Source organism: Stenotrophomonas sp. YJH_SMC_64 (assembly GCF_059371375.1).
In genome coordinates, this window is record NZ_JCAFUN010000003.1 from 296,289 (window position 1) to 316,327 (window position 20,039).

Annotated in this window: 16 protein-coding genes; 14 read left to right on the forward strand and 2 right to left on the reverse strand. The window is 66.9% G+C overall.

Going from position 1 to position 20,039, the window contains the following annotated elements:
* Positions 1–300: 300 nt before the first annotated feature.
* The 3 genes from mltB to AC5P9L_RS04635 all read left to right on the forward strand — a co-directional run bounded on the left by mltB (position 301) and on the right by AC5P9L_RS04635 (position 4,020).
* Positions 301–1,446 carry a lytic murein transglycosylase B gene (gene mltB / locus AC5P9L_RS04625; RefSeq protein WP_012481291.1) on the forward strand — a complete coding sequence of 382 codons (1,146 nt, stop codon included), beginning with the start codon at positions 301–303 and terminating at the stop codon, positions 1,444–1,446.
* Complete coding sequence (locus AC5P9L_RS04630) at positions 1,443–2,711, forward strand: septal ring lytic transglycosylase RlpA family protein (protein ID WP_262101865.1); 1,269 nt, start codon at positions 1,443–1,445, stop codon at positions 2,709–2,711. The genes mltB and AC5P9L_RS04630 overlap by 4 nt, the downstream gene beginning before the upstream one ends.
* A 100-nt stretch (positions 2,712–2,811) precedes the next feature.
* Complete coding sequence (locus AC5P9L_RS04635; RefSeq protein ID WP_495230544.1) at positions 2,812–4,020, forward strand: D-alanyl-D-alanine carboxypeptidase family protein; 1,209 nt, start codon at positions 2,812–2,814, stop codon at positions 4,018–4,020.
* Positions 4,021–4,368: 348 nt separating this feature from the next.
* Here the strand turns inward: AC5P9L_RS04635 and AC5P9L_RS04640 are convergent, their stop codons facing one another.
* Positions 4,369–5,427: a lipid A deacylase LpxR family protein gene (locus tag AC5P9L_RS04640; protein ID WP_005411068.1), complete on the reverse strand. Its 1,059-nt coding sequence runs from the start codon at positions 5,425–5,427 to the stop codon at positions 4,369–4,371.
* Between the two features lie 351 nt (positions 5,428–5,778).
* Between AC5P9L_RS04640 and AC5P9L_RS04645 the strand changes: the two genes are divergently transcribed.
* The 7 genes from AC5P9L_RS04645 to gnd all read left to right on the forward strand — a co-directional run bounded on the left by AC5P9L_RS04645 (position 5,779) and on the right by gnd (position 13,246).
* Positions 5,779–6,057, forward strand: a complete 279-nt coding sequence (locus AC5P9L_RS04645; RefSeq protein WP_005411067.1) for a YbeD family protein — start codon at positions 5,779–5,781, stop codon at positions 6,055–6,057.
* Positions 6,045–6,755, forward strand: a complete 711-nt coding sequence (gene lipB / locus AC5P9L_RS04650; RefSeq protein WP_005411066.1) for a lipoyl(octanoyl) transferase LipB — start codon at positions 6,045–6,047, stop codon at positions 6,753–6,755. The genes AC5P9L_RS04645 and lipB overlap by 13 nt, the downstream gene beginning before the upstream one ends.
* Before the next feature lie 17 nt (positions 6,756–6,772).
* A complete protein-coding gene (gene lipA, locus AC5P9L_RS04655; RefSeq protein ID WP_005411065.1) occupies positions 6,773–7,783 on the forward strand; it encodes a lipoyl synthase in 1,011 nt (336 codons plus the stop codon).
* A 279-nt stretch (positions 7,784–8,062) separates the two neighbouring features.
* Positions 8,063–10,240 (forward strand): carboxy terminal-processing peptidase, encoded by a 2,178-nt coding sequence (locus AC5P9L_RS04660; RefSeq protein WP_227415560.1) that lies wholly within the window; start codon positions 8,063–8,065, stop codon positions 10,238–10,240.
* A gap of 246 nt (positions 10,241–10,486) precedes the next feature.
* Positions 10,487–11,077, forward strand: coding sequence for a DUF2242 domain-containing protein (locus tag AC5P9L_RS04665; RefSeq protein WP_024957044.1), 591 nt, complete (start codon positions 10,487–10,489; stop codon positions 11,075–11,077).
* A gap of 17 nt (positions 11,078–11,094) precedes the next feature.
* Positions 11,095–12,330, forward strand: a complete 1,236-nt coding sequence (locus AC5P9L_RS04670) for a hypothetical protein (RefSeq protein ID WP_227415566.1) — start codon at positions 11,095–11,097, stop codon at positions 12,328–12,330.
* A gap of 10 nt (positions 12,331–12,340) precedes the next feature.
* Complete coding sequence (gene gnd, locus AC5P9L_RS04675; protein WP_227415559.1) at positions 12,341–13,246, forward strand: phosphogluconate dehydrogenase (NAD(+)-dependent, decarboxylating); 906 nt, start codon at positions 12,341–12,343, stop codon at positions 13,244–13,246.
* A gap of 289 nt (positions 13,247–13,535) precedes the next feature.
* Here gnd and AC5P9L_RS04680 read toward each other — a convergent pair whose 3' ends face one another.
* Positions 13,536–14,579 (reverse strand): oxidoreductase, encoded by a 1,044-nt coding sequence (locus AC5P9L_RS04680; protein ID WP_227415558.1) that lies wholly within the window; start codon positions 14,577–14,579, stop codon positions 13,536–13,538.
* Between the two features lie 170 nt (positions 14,580–14,749).
* Here AC5P9L_RS04680 and AC5P9L_RS04685 point away from each other — a divergent pair, with 170 nt between their 5' ends.
* The 4 genes from AC5P9L_RS04685 to AC5P9L_RS04700 all read left to right on the forward strand — a co-directional run bounded on the left by AC5P9L_RS04685 (position 14,750) and on the right by AC5P9L_RS04700 (position 19,138).
* Positions 14,750–15,133: a BON domain-containing protein gene (locus tag AC5P9L_RS04685; protein WP_005411059.1), complete on the forward strand. Its 384-nt coding sequence runs from the start codon at positions 14,750–14,752 to the stop codon at positions 15,131–15,133.
* A gap of 234 nt (positions 15,134–15,367) precedes the next feature.
* Positions 15,368–17,185 carry a sensor histidine kinase gene (locus AC5P9L_RS04690; RefSeq protein WP_005411058.1) on the forward strand — a complete coding sequence of 606 codons (1,818 nt, stop codon included), beginning with the start codon at positions 15,368–15,370 and terminating at the stop codon, positions 17,183–17,185.
* Positions 17,182–17,622, forward strand: a complete 441-nt coding sequence (locus AC5P9L_RS04695) for a response regulator (protein WP_005411057.1) — start codon at positions 17,182–17,184, stop codon at positions 17,620–17,622. The genes AC5P9L_RS04690 and AC5P9L_RS04695 overlap by 4 nt, the downstream gene beginning before the upstream one ends.
* 4 nt (positions 17,623–17,626) lie before the next feature.
* Positions 17,627–19,138, forward strand: coding sequence for a hybrid sensor histidine kinase/response regulator (locus tag AC5P9L_RS04700; RefSeq protein ID WP_227415557.1), 1,512 nt, complete (start codon positions 17,627–17,629; stop codon positions 19,136–19,138).
* Positions 19,139–20,039: the final 901 nt, after the last annotated feature.

Here is a 20,039-nt window from a genome sequence, read left to right on the forward strand (position 1 = left end):
CCGTTCGGCACGGCGCGCCGTCTATCGTTGCAGCGCGAGGGGGCGTCGGGCGGGAAGCAGTACTGATCCAACGGATACAAGGAGCGCGGGGCACTGCCACTGGGGAGCGGCAGCCGCGCAGGTATCGACCGGATCCGGTCGCCGGTTGCGTCTGCGGGGATGGGGACGCAACCGGCCACCTCTATCTGAATGGGGAAGCACGATCACGACGCCTTCACATTTCCCGCTGAACACGGGCAAATCGTTGTGATTCATGGTGTTAGGGGTTTTAATTCATCCATGACCTGCTAACCTGCGACGATGATTCGACGCACTCTGGCCTGCATGCTCACCCTCGGCCTGGTCGCCTGCGCGACCCAGCCGAAGTCCCCACCGTCTTCACCCCAGGCCAGCAGTACGCCGCGCCAGCCCGCCACCAAGGCCCATGGGCCGGCCGAGGCTGCACCCGAAGCAACTGCGGCTACCGCGCCGCCGGTCGATCTCACCCCGGTGCCATTCGAGGTCGCGCGGGCCCGCTTCATTGCCGATACCGCCAAGCGCTATGGCCTGAAGCCGGAGCAGATCAGCAGCGTGCTCGACCAGGCGCAGGTGCGCCAGCCGATCATCGCCGCGATGTCGCGCCCGGCCGAGCGGGTCAAGCCGTGGAACGAATACCGGCCGATGTTCATCAGCAAGGCACGCATTGATGGCGGTCGCGCGTTCCTGGCCGAACACCGTGCCGAACTGGATCGCGTACAGCAGCGCACCGGCGTGCCGGCCGAAGTGATCGTGGCGATCATCGGCGTGGAAACCAGTTACGGAAAGAATGCCGGCAGCCATCGCGTGCTCGATGCGCTGTACACGCTGGCGTTCTACTACCCACGCAGCGGCGACCCGGCCAAGCTCGAACGCGAAGTGCGCCGCGAACTGTTCTTCCGCGATGAGCTGGCCAAGCTGTTCGAGCTGGGCCGCGAAGAAAAACTGGACATCACCACGCTCAAGGGCAGTTATGCCGGTGCGATGGGCATGGGCCAGTTCATGCCGTCCAGTTACCTCGATTACGCGGTGGACGGCAACGGTGATGGTCGTCGCGACCTGTTCAACAGCTACGACGACGTGTTCTCCTCCATCGCCAACTACTTCGTGAAGAAGGGGGGCTGGGTGCGTGGTGGCCAGGTTGCGGTACCGGCCACGCTGGCCCCAGGCCGCGAGGAGTTCAACCCGACCGAATGGATGCCCACCTGGTCGCTGGCCGACCTCGCACAGCGCGGCTACCAGCCGAGCACGCCGGTGCAGCCGGGCGCCACCGCCACCCCGATCACCCTGGAAGGCAGCACCGGCAAGCAGTACTGGCTGGGCTTCCAGAACTACTACGCGATCACCCGCTACAACCTCTCGAAGATGTACGCGATGGCCGTGTTCCAGCTGTCCCAGGCCATCGCCGGACAGGAGCTGCCCCCGGCATGAACATCAGATGGTTGGTCCCGAGCTTGATCGTCTTCGCGCTGGCGGCCTGCAGCAGCGCGCCGAAGAAGCCGGCCACGGCCGGCCATGGTGGCAAGTCCAGCGGCACGCTGGTGCAGGGCCGTGGTTCGCGACCGGCGCACTGCCCGGAAGGTTCGCCGTATGCAGCGGCCAAGGAAGACCTCAGCACCCGCGGCAATTACACCGCTGGTGGCCTGTACAAGCCGGGCGTGCGTGACAGCACGCCCGACTACATTCCCAACGTGGCCTGCATCCCCGAGCCGGAAGTGACCGCCGAGGAACGTTCGGCCATCGGCAACAAGTCGCCGTACGTGGTGCTGGGCAAGTCGTACAAGGTGCTCGACGACACCCATGACTACGTCGAGCGCGGCACCGCGTCGTACTACGGGGCCAAGTTCCACGGCCGCCTGACCTCCAACCGCGAGGTCTACGACATGTACCAGTTCACTGCCGCGCACAAGACGCTGCCGCTGCCCAGCTTCGCCCGCGTGACTAACCTGGACAACGGCGAGTCGGTGATCGTGCGTGTCAATGATCGTGGTCCGTTCCATGACGGCCGCGTGGTCGATCTCAGCTATGCCGCCGCCGTGCGCCTGGGCATCACCCAACGCGGTACCGGCAATGTCGAGGTGCGCGCGCTGCAACCGGGCGAGAGCAACCTGATGGCGCAGAAGCCGTCGCGTCGCGAGCGTCGCGCGGCTGAAGCGGCTGCCGCCACTGCAGTGGCCAGCGCGCGCCCGGTGCCGGCGCCACGTGCTTCCACCGACAGTGATATCGATCGCCTGGTCAACCGCTTGCCGACCGATGGCGCCCCGGCGCGCGGCCAGCCGGCCACCACCCGGGGCGTGGCCAGCACCGCGCCGGACGTGGCGGTCAGCAGCCTGCCGCCAAGCGCGCCGGTGGTGCGCACCTCCGCGACGGCTCCGGCCGTTGTCGCCAGCACGGCCCCGCGCGCGGTGGCACCGGCACCGGTGCGTGCCGCCGCGGCGGCGCCGAGCCTGTCGCAGCAGATGGTCGGCGCGGTGATGGTGCAGGTCGCCAGCTTCTCCAACCGCGACAACGCCAACCGCGCGATGGGCCAGCTCAGTGCCGCCGGCATCGTCGGCGCGACCATCAGCGACATCGCCGCCGGTGGCCGCACCCTGTTCCGCCTGCGCGTTCCTGCCAGCGACCATGCCAGTGCGGCGGAACTTGCCGGTCGCATCGCCGGTCTTGGCCTGGGTTCGCCGCAGATCGTCAAGGATTGATCCGCCCGGGCCGGTGCTGCCGGCCCATGCTCCCCCGGCCTTACAATGGCCGTTACGTTCCACCCTCCATTCCCGGCCGTCCCCTGGAGCCTGCTGTCCAATGAATTTCCGTTCCGCCGCCACCGCCCTGGCCGCCACCCTGGTGGTGGGCCTGGCTTCCGCCCAGACGCCGCTGCCGACTCCGGCCACGCCGGCGCCCGCCGCCCCGGCCACCGTCGCCACTCCGCCGGCCCCGGCGCCAAGCGTGTCCAAGGCCTGGGTGCTGATGGATTACGCCACCGGCCAGGTGCTGGCTGGTGAAAACATCCACGAGCAGCTGGCCCCGGCCAGCATCACCAAGGTGATGACGTCGTACGTGATCGCCGCCGAGGTCAAGAACGGCAAGGTCCGTGCGGATGACCAGGTGATGATGAGCGAGCGCGCCTGGCGCGAAGGTGGCGCCGGCACCGATGGCAGTTACAGCGGCTTCCCGGTCAACCAGACCGCGCGCCTGGAAGACATGGAAAAGGGCATGGCAATCCAGTCCGGCAATGATGCCGCGATCGCCCTGGCCGAACATGTGGCTGGCAGCGAAGAGGCCTTTGCCTCGCTGATGAACAGCTACGCCGCCAAGATCGGCATGAAGGACTCGCACTTCGTCAACGCCCATGGCCTGACCGCGCAGGGCCACCACAGCACCGCCTACGACCTGGCGCTGCTGGGCCGCGCGATGGTCCGCGATTACCCGGAAACCTACGCGTACAACAAGATCAAGGAATTCCAGGTCGGCAACATCAAGCAGCCGAACCGCAACCTGCTGCTGTGGCGCGATGGCAGCGTGGACGGCATCAAGACCGGCCACACCTCCGAGGCGGGCTACTGCCTGATGAGCTCGGCCCAGCGTGGCGACCAGCGCCTGATCGCGGTGGTGCTGGGCGGTGCGTCGGAGAAGCAGCGTGCCGATGACAGCCTGGCCCTGCTGAACTGGGGCTTCCGCTTCTTTGAGACCCACCGCCTCTACGAGCCGGGCAAGGCCGTGGCCGAGCACAAGGTCTGGAAGGGCACCACCGACAAGGTGCAGCTGGGCGTGGCCCAGCCGATGCTGGTCAGCGTGCCGCGCGGCCGCTACAACGACCTGAAGCCGAGCATCGACGTGCCCAAGACCCTGGAAGCACCGTTCACCGCCGGCCAGCAGATCGGTACCGTGAAGGTCACCCTGGATGGCAAGGTCATCGCCGAGGCACCGCTGGTGGCCGTGGCCGCCGTCGAGCAGGCCGGCTTCTTCAAGCGCCTGTGGGACAGCTTCTGGATGTGGTGGGAATCGGAATGATCCACGCCCTGGCGTGGTGAAGGAAAAGGCCGGCGAATGCCGGCCTTTTCCGTTTCGGGATGCCGGCTCCGCATGATTCCCGCCGGATGTGGGTAGTGCCGGCCGCTGGCCGGCTCCCCATGAACCCATCCGGATGTGGGTAGTGCCGGCCGCTGGCCGGCTCCTCATGGACCCATCCGGATGTGGGTAGTGCCGGCCGCTGGCCGGCTCCCCATGAAGCCATCCGGATATGCCGGCAGCCGGCCAGCGGCCGGCACTACCCTCAGCCCCTCGCTTACAGCGAGCCATGCAATAACCGGTGTGCCGACCAACGGTCGGCACCTACCCGCTTCACCCTCAGCCACTCGCTTACAGCGAGCGGCTGATGGTGAAGCTGCCGAACACCGGTGCTTCGCGCTGGCCGTTGAACTCGCGCGTGCTGTGGTAGCGCGCCGCGGCGAACTTCCAGCGCCCGTACATCACGGCCACGCCGTAGCCGCCGTAGGCCACCACATGGCGCTTGTCCACGCTGTGACTGTTGCGGAACGTGTTGCCATCCAGCGTGATGTCGCGGATCACCCAGGCCGCGTCCGAGGTCGCGAACAGGTGCCAGGACCAGCCATTGGGACGGCCGCCGCGGGTCGGCGCAGTGTTCTCGCCGGCCGGGCGCAACGGCGTGCTGCCGAAGTCGTCCGGCAGCTTCCAGCCGAAGCGCACTTCACCGCCGAGGTTGGCCTTGGTTTCCAGGTTGCCGATCGACCCGCCGTAGTGGCTGATCGCGTCCCAACCCCAGCCGTCGGCATTGACGCTGGCATCGCCGGGCCAGCGGCGCATGCGCTCATGGGTGAGCATGAACAGCGGCTCGTTGTGCAGCTGGTTGTCCCAGCCCTTGAATTTCTCGTCGCCCAGCACTTCGTGCACGGCATTCTGCACCTGCTTGCCCTGTGCCCACGGGCCGACCACGCCCAGCGTCAGCTGGGTGGTCTGCAGGCGGTCGCCGCTGCGCGCATTGAAACCGAAGTTTGCGATCAGTACGCCGGCGTAAGGACGGTCGTCCTCGATCAGGTCCCTGCGGCTGAAATCGGTCGGGGTGAAGATGCCCTGGCCGATGCTGAAGATCATGTTCTGCTGTTCGAACCTGCCCGGATGCAGCCCTTCCAGGTACTGGTTCACCCAGCGCGCCATGCGCGGCAGGCAGGGGTCGTCGGTGTAGTCGACCAGATTGGGCGAGACCAGGGTCAACAGCGCCCCGTTGGTGTAGCCCTGGTCCTGGTGGCGGCCACCAAACAGGTCGTTGTCGACGCGGAAGTTGATCTGCGGCGGGTGGTCGCGCATCGCGTCCGGGCCACATTGTTCGGCCGCCTGGGCGGCAAGGGGGAGGGCAGAGGCCAGCAGGCCGGCCAGCCCGAGGGCTGCGACACTACGCATGGATGGAATGCTCATGGGGAAGGGGACGGTTTTCAGTCGTTATATGCAACGCTACGGTACTCGCGCCCGCGCGGCGGAACGAGCACGTTCGAATCACTTGTCTGTTCCGAAAACAACATTGTCCAGCGGACACAATTTGTTACCCGCGCAAGCGCCGCGGGTCTGGTGTGAAGGTGACCACTGGCCGCCATACGATGCCTGGGCCAGTGCGTGACAGCAGATTGCAGTCAGCTGCCGTTGGGCTTTCCGCCCGCGCCTCTGGGTGGCCTGCAACGCAGCAGGCCGCCGGTGCCGTCTTTGACGTTGATGAATACTCTTGGGTTTGTTGCCCTGCGGCCCGATAATGGGTCCATGGAAATCAAGTCCGACAACCCCGACCACGGCTTCCAGTTCCCCGGCCAGTTCGAGCTCAGCGCCATGGGCCCGGCCAACCGCGGCCTGGAACATGAGCTCCCCCGCCTGCTGCTGGCTGCCGGCATCGATGTCGTCAATGAACGCATCAGCTGGAAGCATTCCTCCAACGGCAAGTACGTGTCCGTCCGCATCGTGTTCAAGGCTGAGAGCCGCGAACAGTACGACCTGGCGCACCAGGCGCTGCGCGACCACCCGGAAGTGAAGTGGACGCTGTAGCCGACAGCTGCCCGGCTGAAGCCGCCCCCGAGGACCGCGCGCCGCGTCCGGCGCTGGTGCGTGACCTTGGCCGCCAGGCGTACGAGCCGGTGTGGCGCGCCATGCAGCGCTTCACCGACCAGCGCAGCGACACCGATGCCGACGAATTGTGGGTGGTCGAACACGACCCGGTGTTCACCCTGGGCCAGGCCGGCAAGGATGAGCATGTGCTGGCGCCGGGCGATATCCCGGTGCTGCATGTGGACCGTGGCGGCCAGGTGACCTATCACGGCCCCGGCCAGATCGTGGTCTACCCGCTGCTGCGCCTGCCGCGCCTGGGCATCGGTGTGCGCGATTACGTGTGCCGCATCGAGCAGGCCATCATCGATACGCTGGGCGAGTGGAACATCGGTGCCGAACGCCGCGAGGGCGCCCCGGGCGTCTATGTCGGCGGCGCCAAGATCGCTGCCCTCGGCATCCGCGTGCGTCGCGGCTGCACCTTCCACGGCCTGGCCTTCAATGTGGCCATGGACCTGGAACCCTTCCACCGCATCAATCCCTGTGGCTATCAGGGGTTGCAGGTGACCTCGGTGGTAGACTTGGGCGGTCCCTCCGGGATGGAGGCCGTCAAGCCGGTGCTGCTGGACCACCTGGCCCGCCAGTTCGGCCTGCTGCTGCAGCACACCCCCGAACTGCCCGATCTTTCTGCGGCCGCCTGACCGCCCCCGGAACTGCCATGACTGAAACCACCGCCCGTTCCATTCCCCTGCAGATCGTGCAGGGCGACTCTCCGTCCGCCGCGCCGTTGCAGGCCGGGGTCAAGCAGCTGGGCGGTGACAAGATCAACCGCTCGCCGGTGCAGTTCGCCGACGCGCCGGTGCTGCGCAAGCCGTCCTGGATCCGCGTGCGCATTCCTTCGGGCAATGCCGTGCAGAACCTGAAGGCCAAGCTGCGCGAAAACCGCCTGGTGACCGTGTGCGAGGAAGCCAGCTGCCCGAACATCCACGAGTGCTTCGGCCACGGCACCGCCACCTTCATGATCCTGGGCGAGGTCTGCACCCGCCGCTGCTCGTTCTGCGACGTGGCCCACGGCCGCCCGAAGCCGCCGGATGCCAACGAACCGGCCAGCCTCGGCCAGACCGTGGCCGACATGGGCCTGAAGTACGTGGTGGTGACCAGCGTCGACCGCGATGACCTGCGCGACGGTGGTGCCCAGCACTTCGTCGACTGCATCACCGCCATTCGCGAGAAGTCGCCGGGCACCCGCATCGAAGTGCTGACCCCGGACTTCCGTGGCAAGGGCCGCATGGAGCGCGCGCTGGAGATCCTGGCGCAGAACCCGCCGGATGTGTTCAACCACAACATCGAGACCGTGCCGGACCTGTACCGCAATGTGCGCCCGGGTGCGGACTACCAGTGGTCGCTGAACCTGCTGAAGAACTTCAAGGCGCAGCATCCGGACGTGCCGACCAAGAGCGGCATCATGCTCGGCCTGGGCGAGGACTTCGAACAGATCAAGGCCACCCTGCGCGACCTGCGCGCGCACGACGTGGACATGATCACCATCGGCCAGTACCTGCAGCCGACCGCACACCACCACCCGGTGCTGAAGTACTGGACCCCGGAAGACTACAAGGCGCTGGAGGACTACGGCTACGAGCTGGGCTTCAGCCACGTGGCCTCCGGCCCGATGGTGCGCTCGTCGTATCACGCCGACGTGCAGGCCAAGGGCGCCGGCGTCTCCTGAGGTGGGAGCGGACCTCCTCACTGGTGGGTGCGGACCGTTGGTCCGCACGCTTCCGCCGGGCATGGCCCGGCGCTACCGGTAGCTGCTGACCTCTTCCCGGGTGGGTGCGGACCGTTGGTCCGCACGCCTTCGCCTGCATTCACAATTTGCTACACCGGCCCGGCTAGGCTGGTTTTCCACCGAGCGCGGCCGGGTGACAAACCCGGCAACTTTCGGCACTGTCGTGGTGTCTTAACACCCCGCAGTCTTCCCCTTGGCAAGGCGCCTTCGAGCACGTCAATGAAATTCAAAGCCCCCGCATTCCTGATGGCCCTGGCGCTGGTCGCGCCACTGGCGTTGGCGGCCAAGGCCGACTCGCCCGCATTGCCCGCGGCGGCCACCGCCGACCAGGTGACCACGTCCAAGCTGGTGTACGGCCTGCTGTCCGACAGCCGCTACGCCTACCGCCCGCGCGCGCTGGACGAGGCCACCTCCAAGGACGTGTTCAAGCGCTATCTGGAAACGCTTGACGGCGGCAAGCAGTACTTCACCCAGGCCGACGTGGCGCGCTTCGCACCGTTCGAGGCCAACATCGCCTCGGCCATCCGGGGCGGCGAGCTGGAGCCGGCGTTCCAGGTGTTCGCTGTCTACAAGCAGCGCGTCGGCGAGCGCGTGGCGTACGCGCGCAAGCTGCTCAAGCAGGAGCCGGACTTCACCACCGACGAGCGCTTCGAGTACGACCGCAAGAAGGTGCCGTGGGCGGCCAGCAGTGCCGAGCTCGATGAGCTGTGGCGCAAGTCGGTGAAGAACGATTGGCTGCGCCTGAAGCTGGCCGGCAAGAAGCCGGATGACATCCGCAAGACGCTGGACAAGCGCTACGCGACGCTGGAGAAGTCGGTCAATGAACTGAAGGGCGAAGACGTCTTCCAGTTCTTCATGAACTCGTACACCAGTGCCGTTGACCCGCACACGGATTACTTCACCCCGCGCACCGCCGAGAACTTCAACCAGGCGATGTCGCTGTCGCTGGAAGGCATCGGTGCGCAGCTGCAGCGCCAGGACGATGTGGTGGTCATCCGCGAGATCATTGCCGGTGGCCCGGCCGCGGTGGATGGCACGCTGAAGCCGGGTGACCGCATCGTCGGCGTTGGCCAGGGCAAGTCCGGCCTGGTCGAGGACGTGATCGGCTGGCGCATCGACGATGTCGTGGCCAAGATCCGCGGCGCCAAGGACACCCAGGTCAAGCTGGAATTCATCCCGGCTGCCGAAGGCGCCGATGGCAAGCACCACACCCTGGTGCTGACCCGCCAGAAGGTGCGCCTGGCCGAACAGGCCGCCAAGGGCGAGACCATGACCATCCCGGCTGCCAACGGCGAGCCGGCACGCAGGATCGGTGTGATCAAGCTGCCGACCTTCTACCAGGACTTCGAAGGCCGTCGCCGCAATGCCGCCGACTACGCCTCGGCCACCCGCGACGTGGCCAAGCTGCTGGCCGGCTTCAAGAACGACAAGCTGGACGGCGTGGTGCTGGACCTGCGCAGCAACGGCGGTGGTTCGCTGGATGAAGCGATCGAACTGACCGGCCTGTTCATCGAACAGGGGCCGGTGGTGCAGGTGCGCGAATCCGGTGGCCGCGTCACCGTCAACAGCGACCGCAACCAGGGCGTGGCGTGGGATGGCCCGCTGGCGGTGCTGATCAACCGTGGTTCGGCCTCGGCCTCGGAGATCTTCGCTGGCGCCATCCAGGACTACGGTCGCGGCCTGGTGATCGGTGAAACCAGCTTCGGCAAGGGCACCGTACAGAACATCGTCGACCTTGACCGCTGGCCGAGCGGCGAGACCCAGCGCTTCGGCCAGGTCAAGCTGACCATTGCCCAGTTCTTCCGCATCAGCGGCAGCAGCACCCAGCACAAGGGTGTGGTGCCGGACCTGGCGTTCCCGGCCAGCGTCGATGCCACCGAGTTCGGCGAAAGCACCTACGACAACGCACTGCCGTGGACCCGCATCGCCGCCGTGCCGCACACCCAGTACGGCAACTTCGCGCCGTTGCTGCCGAAGCTGGAAACCCGTCACGACGCGCGCATCGCCACCGACAAGGAGTTCCAGTGGTGGAACGAGGACGTGCAGCAGTTCCGCACCGAAGCGGCGAAGAAGTACATCTCGCTCAACGAGGCGACCCGTCGCGCTGAGCGCGAGCGCCAGGATACCCAGCGCAAGGAGCGCCAGGTGCAGCGCAAGGAGCTGGGCCTGGCCCTGGACCCGCTGGCCGATGACAGCAGCGATGACGGCCTGACCGGCAACGAGCGCGACATCGTCAAGGATGCCGCGCGCGAGAAGGCTGCCGAAAAGCGCCCGGACCCGCTGCTGCGCGAGTCAGCCTCGATCCTGGCCGACGCGGTGAACCTGCTGGCCAACGACCGCCCGCTGTCGGCGCAGGTGCTGCCGCAGTCCACCGGTGCCGGCCGCTGGGCGGACTGAGCCGGCGACGGCATGTGATACCCGAGGGGCCGGCATTGCCGGCCCTTTTTTTCGCTTGGGGGACCTCGTTCACGATAGCGCCGTGCCATGCGTGGCGGGGCGAAGTGCCACAAACGACTTAATCCCCTCCGTCCCCTTTTCCGTGCATGAACCGGCAGCAACGGCGGGGGCTGGCGGGCGTACTTTCGACCTGCCGCACACGGCCGCAGGACTACCCTTGGCGGTACCGTCCTCGCAGGAGTACCCATGCGGGCCTCCCGTCTTTCCAGTGTTGCCGTGGCGCTCGCCAGCGCCCTGATCCTGTCGGCCTGTGGTGGCCGCGCCGCCGACAGCACGTTGCTTCGCGAATCCTTTGATTCCGGCGACACCTTCTCGCGCACCGTTGATGGCCGTCCCGGTGACGCCTGCGAGGCCGCACGGCGCACCCTGCTCAGCCAGGGCTATGCCATCGCCCGTTCCGACGCGGCGCAGGTGGAAGGCAACAAGAACTTTCAGCCGCGCGAGGACGATCACGAGCAGCTGGTGCTGCGTATTTCCTGCGCACCGCGCGGGAGCCAGACACTGGTATTCGTCAGTGCCGTGCAGGATCGCTATGCGTTGAAGAAGAGTCCGACCTCGGCCAGTGTTGGCGTCGGTGCGCTCGGATCTGTATCGCTGCCGTTCGGCAGCAATGACGACTCGCTGGTGAAAGTGGCCAGCAGCACGGTTACCGATGCTGAGTTCTATCGTCGCTTCTTCCAGCGCCTGCAGCAGTACCTTCCGGCGGAGGCAGGCAAGCCCGTTCCGCCTGTGGTCACAACCCCGGAGCCCGCACCGGCGAGCACGGACCAGGATTGAACGTGCGCGGCAGATGGATGGGCGTGGCCCTGCTGCTGCCCGCGCTGGGCGCGGCAGCCACGCCGCTGGACTGTACACAAGGCCTGCTGCAGCGCCTGGGGTGGCACTTCGAAACACGCGCGATCGGTGCACCGCAGGTGCATGGTGGCCCTGTGTGCACGCGCGCGTCGCTGCCGGAGGCTCAGGCGGCAGGCGATCTGCGCGTGCAATGGCCGGCGGACATGCCCGCTGCAGCGCGCAAGGCGTTGCTGCAGCAGGTGCTGGACGATCCGGCTACGGTTTGCGCCTACGCCTTCCAGCTGGGTGCAGCCACGCAACGTGCCGCTGCTGCACTGCAGGGCAATGCAGGATTCCGCTTCTCTGGCCTGCAGCTCGGTTGGATCGGCTTCGGCCTGCACGGCGCACAGGCGCAAGGCTGGCAGCGCACGCGAAGCTTCGGCCGTGGTTTCGTGCCCATCAAGGGCAACAGCCAGGCGCTGCAGGCGTTCTACAGCGGCAATGTACGCGCCGAATGTGGAGTCGGTCGCCAGGTCGCACAACTGGCCACACAGCGCGAGCTGTATGGCGATGCGGCCTTCGACGCTGGATTCTCCGCAGAAGAACTGTCGATCGGTACGTTCCTCGCGCTGCACGATACCGACAGCATCCTGCTTGGCGCACACGCCGGTGACTACTTCGCCGATGGCAAGGCGGTGCGCACCTCGGCGATGGGCCGCCAGGCCTTCGTCGGTGTGCCTGGTTTCATCGAACATGTGTACGACAAGGGCATGCTGGACGACCTGAGCAACCAGGCCGAAAACTTCGTGGTGGTGTCGGTGGGCGAGGAGGCCGCGCAGGCGTTGGCCGCGCACGGCGGCCTTGCCTGGTACGACCAGCGCAATGCCGAGCTGTGGGCGCTGGCGCAGGACATCCCGCGTATCGGCCGGCGCTACTTCGAACGCCTGTTGTTCGAACGCGACCCGGACCTTCGTGCACGGCTGGAACCGCGCTACCACGCCACGCTGGCACGCATGGACCGCCTGCTGGACGATCCGTTCTACCAGCAGTTCGTGATCTATGTGCATCCGCGCGGTATACGTCCCATCGGCTACCACATCGCCCGCCTGCTTGACCGCAACCCGCGAACCCCCTTTTCGATCGACCTGGCGGTGCACAATCTGCATACCACGCTCTACCGGCGTTGGCGCGAGGCGCAGCTGCGCCACTGCGCGGCTACCGGCAGGCCAGGCAGCCTGACCCTAGACCCCAACTGAAGGTGAAACAATGGATATTGCAATGATCGGCCTCGGCCGCATGGGCGCCAACATGGCCCAGCGCCTGCATCGCGGCGGCCACCGCGTCGTCGGCTACGACCCGGGCGAAGGTGCCCGCCAGCGCGCCGCCGAGGCCGGCCTGGAGGTGGTCGATTCGCTGGCCGCCGCGGTGGCCGCGCTGCCGGTGCCGCGCGTGGTGTGGCTGATGGTGCCGGCCGGCGAAACCGTCGACCAGACCCTGGGTCAGCTGACTCCGCACCTGGCCGAGGGTGACATCGTCATCGACGGCGGCAACTCCAACTACCAGGACTCGATCCGTCGCGCCAAGGCGCTGGCCGAAGACGACCTGGGCTACGTCGACTGCGGCACCAGCGGTGGCGTGTGGGGCCTGCAGGAAGGCTACAGCCTGATGGTCGGTGGTGAAGCGGCGGTGGTGGAGCAGATCGCACCGCTGCTGCGCACGCTGGCACCGGCCGAAGACCGTGGCTGGGGTCGTGTCGGCCCGTCCGGCGCTGGCCACTTCACCAAGATGGTCCACAACGGCATCGAGTACGGAATGATGCAGGCCTACGCGGAGGGCTTCGCGCTGATGGAGCGCAAGCAGGAAATGGAACTGGACCTGGCCCAGGTGGCCGAAGTCTGGCGCCACGGCAGCGTGGTGCGCTCGTGGCTGCTGGACCTGAGCGCCGAAGCCCTCAAGCGCAATCCGTCGCTGGATGGCATCGCGCCGTACGTGGAGGACTCCGGTGAAGGCCGCTGGACCGTGGCCGAAGCGATCGCGCTCGATGTGCCGGCACCGGTGATCACCCTGTCGCTGCTGGAACGCCTGCGCTCGCGCGAATCCAATTCGTTCACCGACCGCCTGCTGTCGGCGATGCGCAACGAATTCGGCGGCCACGCGATCAAGAAATCGTAAGCACGAAGCCGGGGTCGGATCCCTTTCCGCAGGAGAGGGCTCTGACCCCATGCAGGCAGTCGAGCATGGCTCGACTCTGCAAACGCCGTCTCCGATGGCTTCCACGTCGATGTGTCGACCAAGGTCGACACCTACCGTCGGGCGCGGGACTCTGTCGAAGGCGGGGTGGGTCCGGCTCCCGCAACCGGACCCATCCTGCCATCTCACGGATTGCCGGTTTTTGCCGTTGCTGTTGAGGTTGCCGGCCAGCGGCCGGCACTACCACGGATGCAGGGCGCAGCCCTGCCGATCACCCCAACGCGATCCGCCGCCCTTCGCGCGCACTGTCCATGCCTGCCTGCAGCAGCCGCATCAGCTGCAGCGCCTGCACCGGATCGACCGTGGCTTCGCCGTCGCCATGCATGGCCGCGGCGAACTGCGCATACAACCGACGGTAGTCACCGGGCAGATTGTCGACGGTGCCGCGCTGCGCGTTGTCCTCGGCATCACAGCGCACCAGCTCGCCATGCCGCGGGTCGATGCCCCAGCCGGGCGCACCGGGCGCCACACCGCGGCGCAGCTGCGCTTCCTGCACATCCAGGCCGTGCTTGATCCAACTGGCCTTGCTGCCATGCACGCTGAAATGCGGCGTGGGAGCTGCCACCAGGGAACCGGAATGCACGATCGCGCGATGCCGCGGGTAGTGCAGCACGGCGTGGAAGTAATCGATGGCGCTGCCGCCATCGCGCTGCACGGCCAGATCAGCATCGATCGCTTCGGGCCAGCCGAACAGCACCAGCATCTGGTCCAGCAGATGCGGGCCCAGGTCGTACCACAGGCCACTGCCGGGACCGTCCTGCTCGCGCCAGCGGTCACGCACCTGCGGGCGATAGCGATCGAAGTGCACATGGCACTCGGCGATGTCGCCCAGCGTCCCGTCCGCAAGCAGCGCCTGCAGCGTGAGGAAGTCGGCATCGAAGCGCCGGTTCTGGAACACGGTGGCGATGCGTCCGGCATCGCGTGCCGCAGCCAGAACGGCTTCGGCTTCAGCGACATCCAGCGCGAACGGCTTGTCGACCAGCACGTGCTTGCCGGCGGCCAGCGCTGCGATCGCCAGCGGCGCGTGCTGTTCATTGGGCGTGGCGATCACTACGGCATCCACCGCCGGGTCGTCGAACACCTCCTGCGGCGTGGCACGCACGTGCACGTCGCTGAACGCGCGCAGCAACGTGTCTCGCTGCGAACTGACGATGCTGTGCAGCACCAGGCCGGGTGTGTGCTGGATCAGCGGTGCGTGGAAGACACGGCCGGCGAGGCCGTAGCCGATCAGGGCCAGTTGCAGGTCGGGGCGCATGACAGAGCTCCGGCAGTGGGAAGGGCAGGGTAAACGACGCGGGCTCACGGGCCAAAGCTGAACGGTTGTCGTTGCAGGTAGCCCGATTCACAGCGGCATGACCGCAACGCCACGCCTGCTCTACGCCGGTTTGTCCAGACTGGCAGCACATTCCGAAGGAGTACGACACGATGAGCAATACGACCCGCACGCTGATTGCCTCCGCCCTGACGCTGGGCCTGGCGCTGTCCTCCTCGGCCGCATTCGCCAAGGATCCGGCCGCGAAGAGCCCGCCGACCAGCGCGCACCCGGCGACCCATGCTGATCGCCACGATTCCAACGAGCCGGTGACCGATACCTGGATCACCACCAAGGTGAAGGCCGACCTGCTCGCCAGCAGCAACGTTCCGGGTACCGAAATCAAGGTGGAAACCGTGAACGGCGTGGTCAGCCTGAGCGGTGCCGTAGCGAGCCAGGCCGAGAAGGACAAGGCCGTCACCACCGCCAAGGGCATCAAGGGCGTGACCCGCGTTGATGCAGCCGCATTGAAGGTCAGCGCTGCCGCCAAGCGCTGAACCTGATGGGCGCCCCCTCGCGGGGCGCCCGTTGAGCTGTAGGGCCGCGGCCATGTTCGGCTGGAACTCCAAGGCAGCCGAGCATGGCCCGCCTCTACAGGTCTGAGGACTGCGAACCTGTTCAGCCAACCAGGGGGGAAACCCCTGCGTTGTGACCGCCTGCGCTATATTGCCGGTTCCGCCGCAGCCGGACAGGGTCCGGCCGACGCCCTGCGGCCGTGCTGAAGAGGAACTATGGCGCTGGTTTTCAGTGACGACATCTGGGACCGCTGGCGGCTGCCGGCCCTGGCGCTGGCGGCCGCAGCGATCATCGTGGTGCCGTGGTTGACCCTGCGCAAACTGCAGCAGGACAACGAGCAGGCAATGGCCTGGGTCAACCATACCCAGGCGGTGGGCGTGGCCCTGCAGCAGCTCCAGGCTGATGTGCGCGACGTCGAATCGGCCGCATTGACGCTGTCCAAGGGCGTGGACGCACCCGGGCTGCGTGAGCGCATGGCCGCAGCCAACGACATTCCCGGTCGCTTGGCCGAACTGGGGCGGATGACCCGCGACAACCCCGACCAGCTGATCCGCATCGGCCGTATCGAATCGATGCTGGAAGGACGGATGGCGCTTGCCCGCGAGCTGGCCAGATCTGAACCCAACAGCGATCAACGCGAGCTGGTGAAGGACCTGAGCACGCGCTATCCGATCCGTGGCCTCGTGGAAGAACTCCAGGCCAGCGAACAGCAACTGTTGACACTGCGGGCCGAGCAGGCGGCGCGCCAGCGCAAGCAGACCGAGCTGGTGTCTTGGAGTTCGCTGGTGATCCAGCTGGGACTGCTCGGCCTGGTGCTTTGGCTCCTGCAGCGGCAGATCGGGCGGCGCCTGCACGCCGAACGCCAATCGCTGCGCTCGGCGGCACGCGCGGCATCGGTGTTGCAGACCGTGCGCGAACCCATCGTGCTGCTCGACCGCGACCTGCGCGTGCAGTTGCATAACCCCGCCTTCGCCGAGTTGTACGGGCTGCAGGACGAACGCGCCGATGGCCTGCTGCTGGAAAGCGTCGGCGACGGCGCCTGGAAGGACGCCGTCGTGCGCCAACGCCTGTCCGACGTGCTGCTGCGCGGCCGCGAGCTGTGGGATTTCGAGCACGAACAGCGCACCGCCGACGGCATGGCGCGCTACATGCTGCTGAACGCACGGCGCATGCCGCTGCCCGATACCGATGATGAAGTGGTGCTGCTGACGGTCAGCGATGTCACCATGCAACGCGCAGTCCAGCTGCGCGTTGAAGAGCTCAACCGCCAGCTGGAAGGCAAGGTCGCGCAGGTGTCCGAGGTCAACAGGGAACTGGAAGCCTTCAGCTACTCGGTCTCGCACGACCTGCGCGCACCGCTGCGCCACGTCGCTGGATTCTCCGACAAGCTGTCGCGCCACCTGGGCGACGCTGCCGATGACAAGAGCCGTCATTACCTGGACGTGATCTCCAGTTCGGCCCGGCGCATGGCGGCGCTGATCGATGACCTGCTGGTCTACTCGCGCCTGGGCCGCGCGGCGATGCGCCAGCAGGCGGTGGACATGCAGTCGCTGGTGGCCGATACCCGCGCCATGCTCGATTCCAACCTGCAGGCTGAGGCGGAGAACAGTGGCCATGTGCATCAGGTGGAGTGGAGCATCGCGCCGCTGCCGATCGTGGTCGGCGATGAGAACATGATCCGCCAGGTCTGGCTGAACCTGCTCGGCAACGCGGTGAAGTACTCGGGCAACCGCGAACCGGCGAAGATTCGCGTGGACTACCAGCCGCAGCCTGACGGCGGTCATCAGTTCACGGTCAGCGACAATGGTGCAGGCTTTGACATGGCTTATGCCGGCAAACTGTTCGGCGTGTTCCAGCGCCTGCACAAGGCCAGCGACTACCCGGGTACCGGCATCGGCCTGGCCAGCGTGCGCCGCGTGCTCACCCGTCATGGCGGCCGTATCTGGGCCGAGGCTGAACCGGACGTCGGCGCCACCTTCCACTTCTACCTGCCTCCCGCGATCGATGCGGACAAACAAGGGCCTTCTGCATGACCACTTTGCGCACCATTCTTCTCGCTGAAGACAGCCCGGCCGACGCCGAAATGGCGATCGACGCCCTGGAAGAGGCGCGTCTGGCCAACCCCATCGTGCACGTCGAGGATGGCGTGGAAGTGATGGACTACCTGTTGCGCCGTGGTGCCTTCGCCAACCGCGAGGAAGGCCTGCCGGCGGTGCTGCTGCTGGACATCAAGATGCCGCGCATGGATGGCCTGGAAGTGCTGCGGCAGATCCGCGAACACGAAGAGCTCAAGCGCCTGCCGGTGGTGATCCTGTCGTCCTCGCGCGAGGAAAGCGATCTGGCCCGGAGCTGGGACATGGGCGTGAATGCTTATGTGGTCAAGCCAGTGGACGTGGACCAGTTCTTCGGCGCCGTACAGACGCTGGGCAAGTTCTGGGCGTTGATCAACCAGGCACCGGAACTCGAGTGAGCCCATGCCCTTGACCGGTCCCGCCCTGGGGGCGCTGCGCATCCTGCTGGTGGAGGACTCACCGGAAGATGCCGAGCTGATGTCCGAACAGATGCTCGATGCGGGCCTGGAGGCCCGCTTCGAGCGTGTCGAGAGCGAGGCCGAACTGCGCCAGGCACTGGCCGCGTTCCAGCCGGACATCGTGCTGTCCGACTTGAGCATGCCGGGGTTTTCCGGTGATGACGCGCTGCGCATCGTGCGCGATACCTCGCCGGAAGTACCCTTCATCTTCGTCTCCGGCACCATGGGTGAGGAGAATGCGGTGGCGGCGCTGCAGAAGGGCGCCAATGACTACATCATCAAGCACCAGCCGGCGCGCCTGCCGTCGGCGGTGGCACGTGCGATCCGCGATGCACGCAGCGCGACCGAGCGCGCACGGGTGGAAACCGAGCTGATGCGCGCACAGCGCCTGGAAAGCCTGTCGCTGCTCGCAGCCGGGCTCAGCCACGACCTGCGCAACATCCTGCAGCCGTTGCTGATCATGCCGGACCTGCTGAAGGCGCGTACCGACGATCCGCAGCTGCACCACCTGGCCGATGTCATCGCCGAGTGCGGCCGCCGTGGCCATGAGATGGCCGAATCGATGCTGTCGTTCGTGCGCGGTTCGCGCAAGCCGAGCGAGCGCATCGAGATCGATGGCCTGTTCGATGCGGTGGCACTGCTGTTGCGCAGCAACGTGCCTGATGCGGTGCGCCTGGAGTTGCAGGTGCAGGACGAAGGCCTGGTGGTCGACGCCAACTACACCGAACTGCAGCAGGTGATGCTGAACCTGGCGCTCAACGCGATACAGGCGATGCCCAACGGTGGCCGCCTGAGCCTGACTGCCAGCCATGCCGGCCATCGCGATGGCGTGGACTGGATGCACATACGGGTCGCCGACGAAGGCATCGGCATGGATGCGGACACGCTGTCGCACCTGTTCAATCCGTTCTTCACCACCAAGGCCGACGGCACTGGCCTGGGGCTGATTTCCTGCAAGCGTATCGTCGAAGGTGCCGGCGGCAGCATTCACGTCAGCAGCCAGCCGGGGCAGGGCACCTGCTTCGAACTGCGCCTGCCGATGCACGAGGCCATCGATGGCAGCGAGCCGATCGAACAGCTGGTGGCCTTGGGCAGCGGCCAATCGATCCTGGTGGTCGATGGCGAAGCCACGCGCCTATCGCTGCTGGGCAATGCGCTGTCCAGCCAGGGCTACCAGCTGCAGTTGGCTTCCGATGGCCCGGCAGCGCTGCGCTGGATGCAGCAGGAGGCGATGCCCGCGCTGGTGATTGCCGATGCCGGCTCCAAGCTGCTGCCGGCCAGCCAGCTGCTGGGTGAGATGGCGACGTTGGGCTATCGCGGCCCGGCACTGGTACTGGAAGACCCGGCAGTGCCGGTCGCGGCCGATGCCTTCCCGGACGGCGTAGAGGTGCATGTGCTGCACAAGCCGCTGCAGATGCAGCAGGTCTTCCGCGCCGTGGCCGAAGCGCTGGGCTGATGCCCCGGTAGTGCCGGCCGCTGGCCGGTATGCCTGTGTGGTGGAATCAACGCGGTTGCCGGCCAGCGGCCGGCACTACCGCTCGGCAGTTTCCCAAGGGAAGCGTGGCAGGGCGTCCACCGCCTGTTCCAGCCGCAGCAGATGCAGCTGGTCATCCGCGCAGCGGCCGAAGCGCAGGGCTGATGCCAGGTAGTGCCGGCCGCTGGCCGGCATCCCTGTGTGGCGGGATCAATGCGGTTGCCGGCCAGCGGCCGGCACTACCGCTCGGCAGTTTCCCAGGGGAAGCGTGGCAGGGCGTCCGCCGCCTGTTCCAGCCGCTGCAGATGCAGCAGGTCTTCCGCGCCGTGGCCGAAGCGTTGGGTTGATGCCCCGGTAGTGCCGGCCGCTGGCCGGCATCCCTGTGTGGTGGGATCAACGCGGTTGCCGGCCAGCGGCCGGCACTACCGTTCGGCAGTTTCCCAGGGGAAGCGTGGCAGGGCGTCCATCGCCTGTTCCAGCCGCTGCAGATGCAGCTGGTCTTCCGCGCAGCGGCCGAAGCGCTGGGCTGATGCCAGGTAGTGCCGGCCGCTGGCCGGCATCCCAGTGTGGTGGAATCAATGCGGTTGCCGGCCAGCGGCCGGCACTACCGCTCGGCAGTTTCCCAGGGGAAGCGTGGCAGGGCGTCCACCGCCTGTTCCAGCCGCTGCAGATGCAGCAGGTCTTCCGCGCAGCGGCCGAAGCGCTGGGCTGATGCCGCGGTAGTGCCTGCCGCTGGCCGGCACCCCTGTGTGGCGGGATCAATGCGGTTGCCGGCCAGCGGCCGGCACTACCGTTCGGCAGTTTCCCAGGGGAAGCGTGGCAGGGCGTCCACCGCCTGTTCCAGCCGCTGCAGATGCAGCTGGTCTTCCGCGCCGTAGCCGAA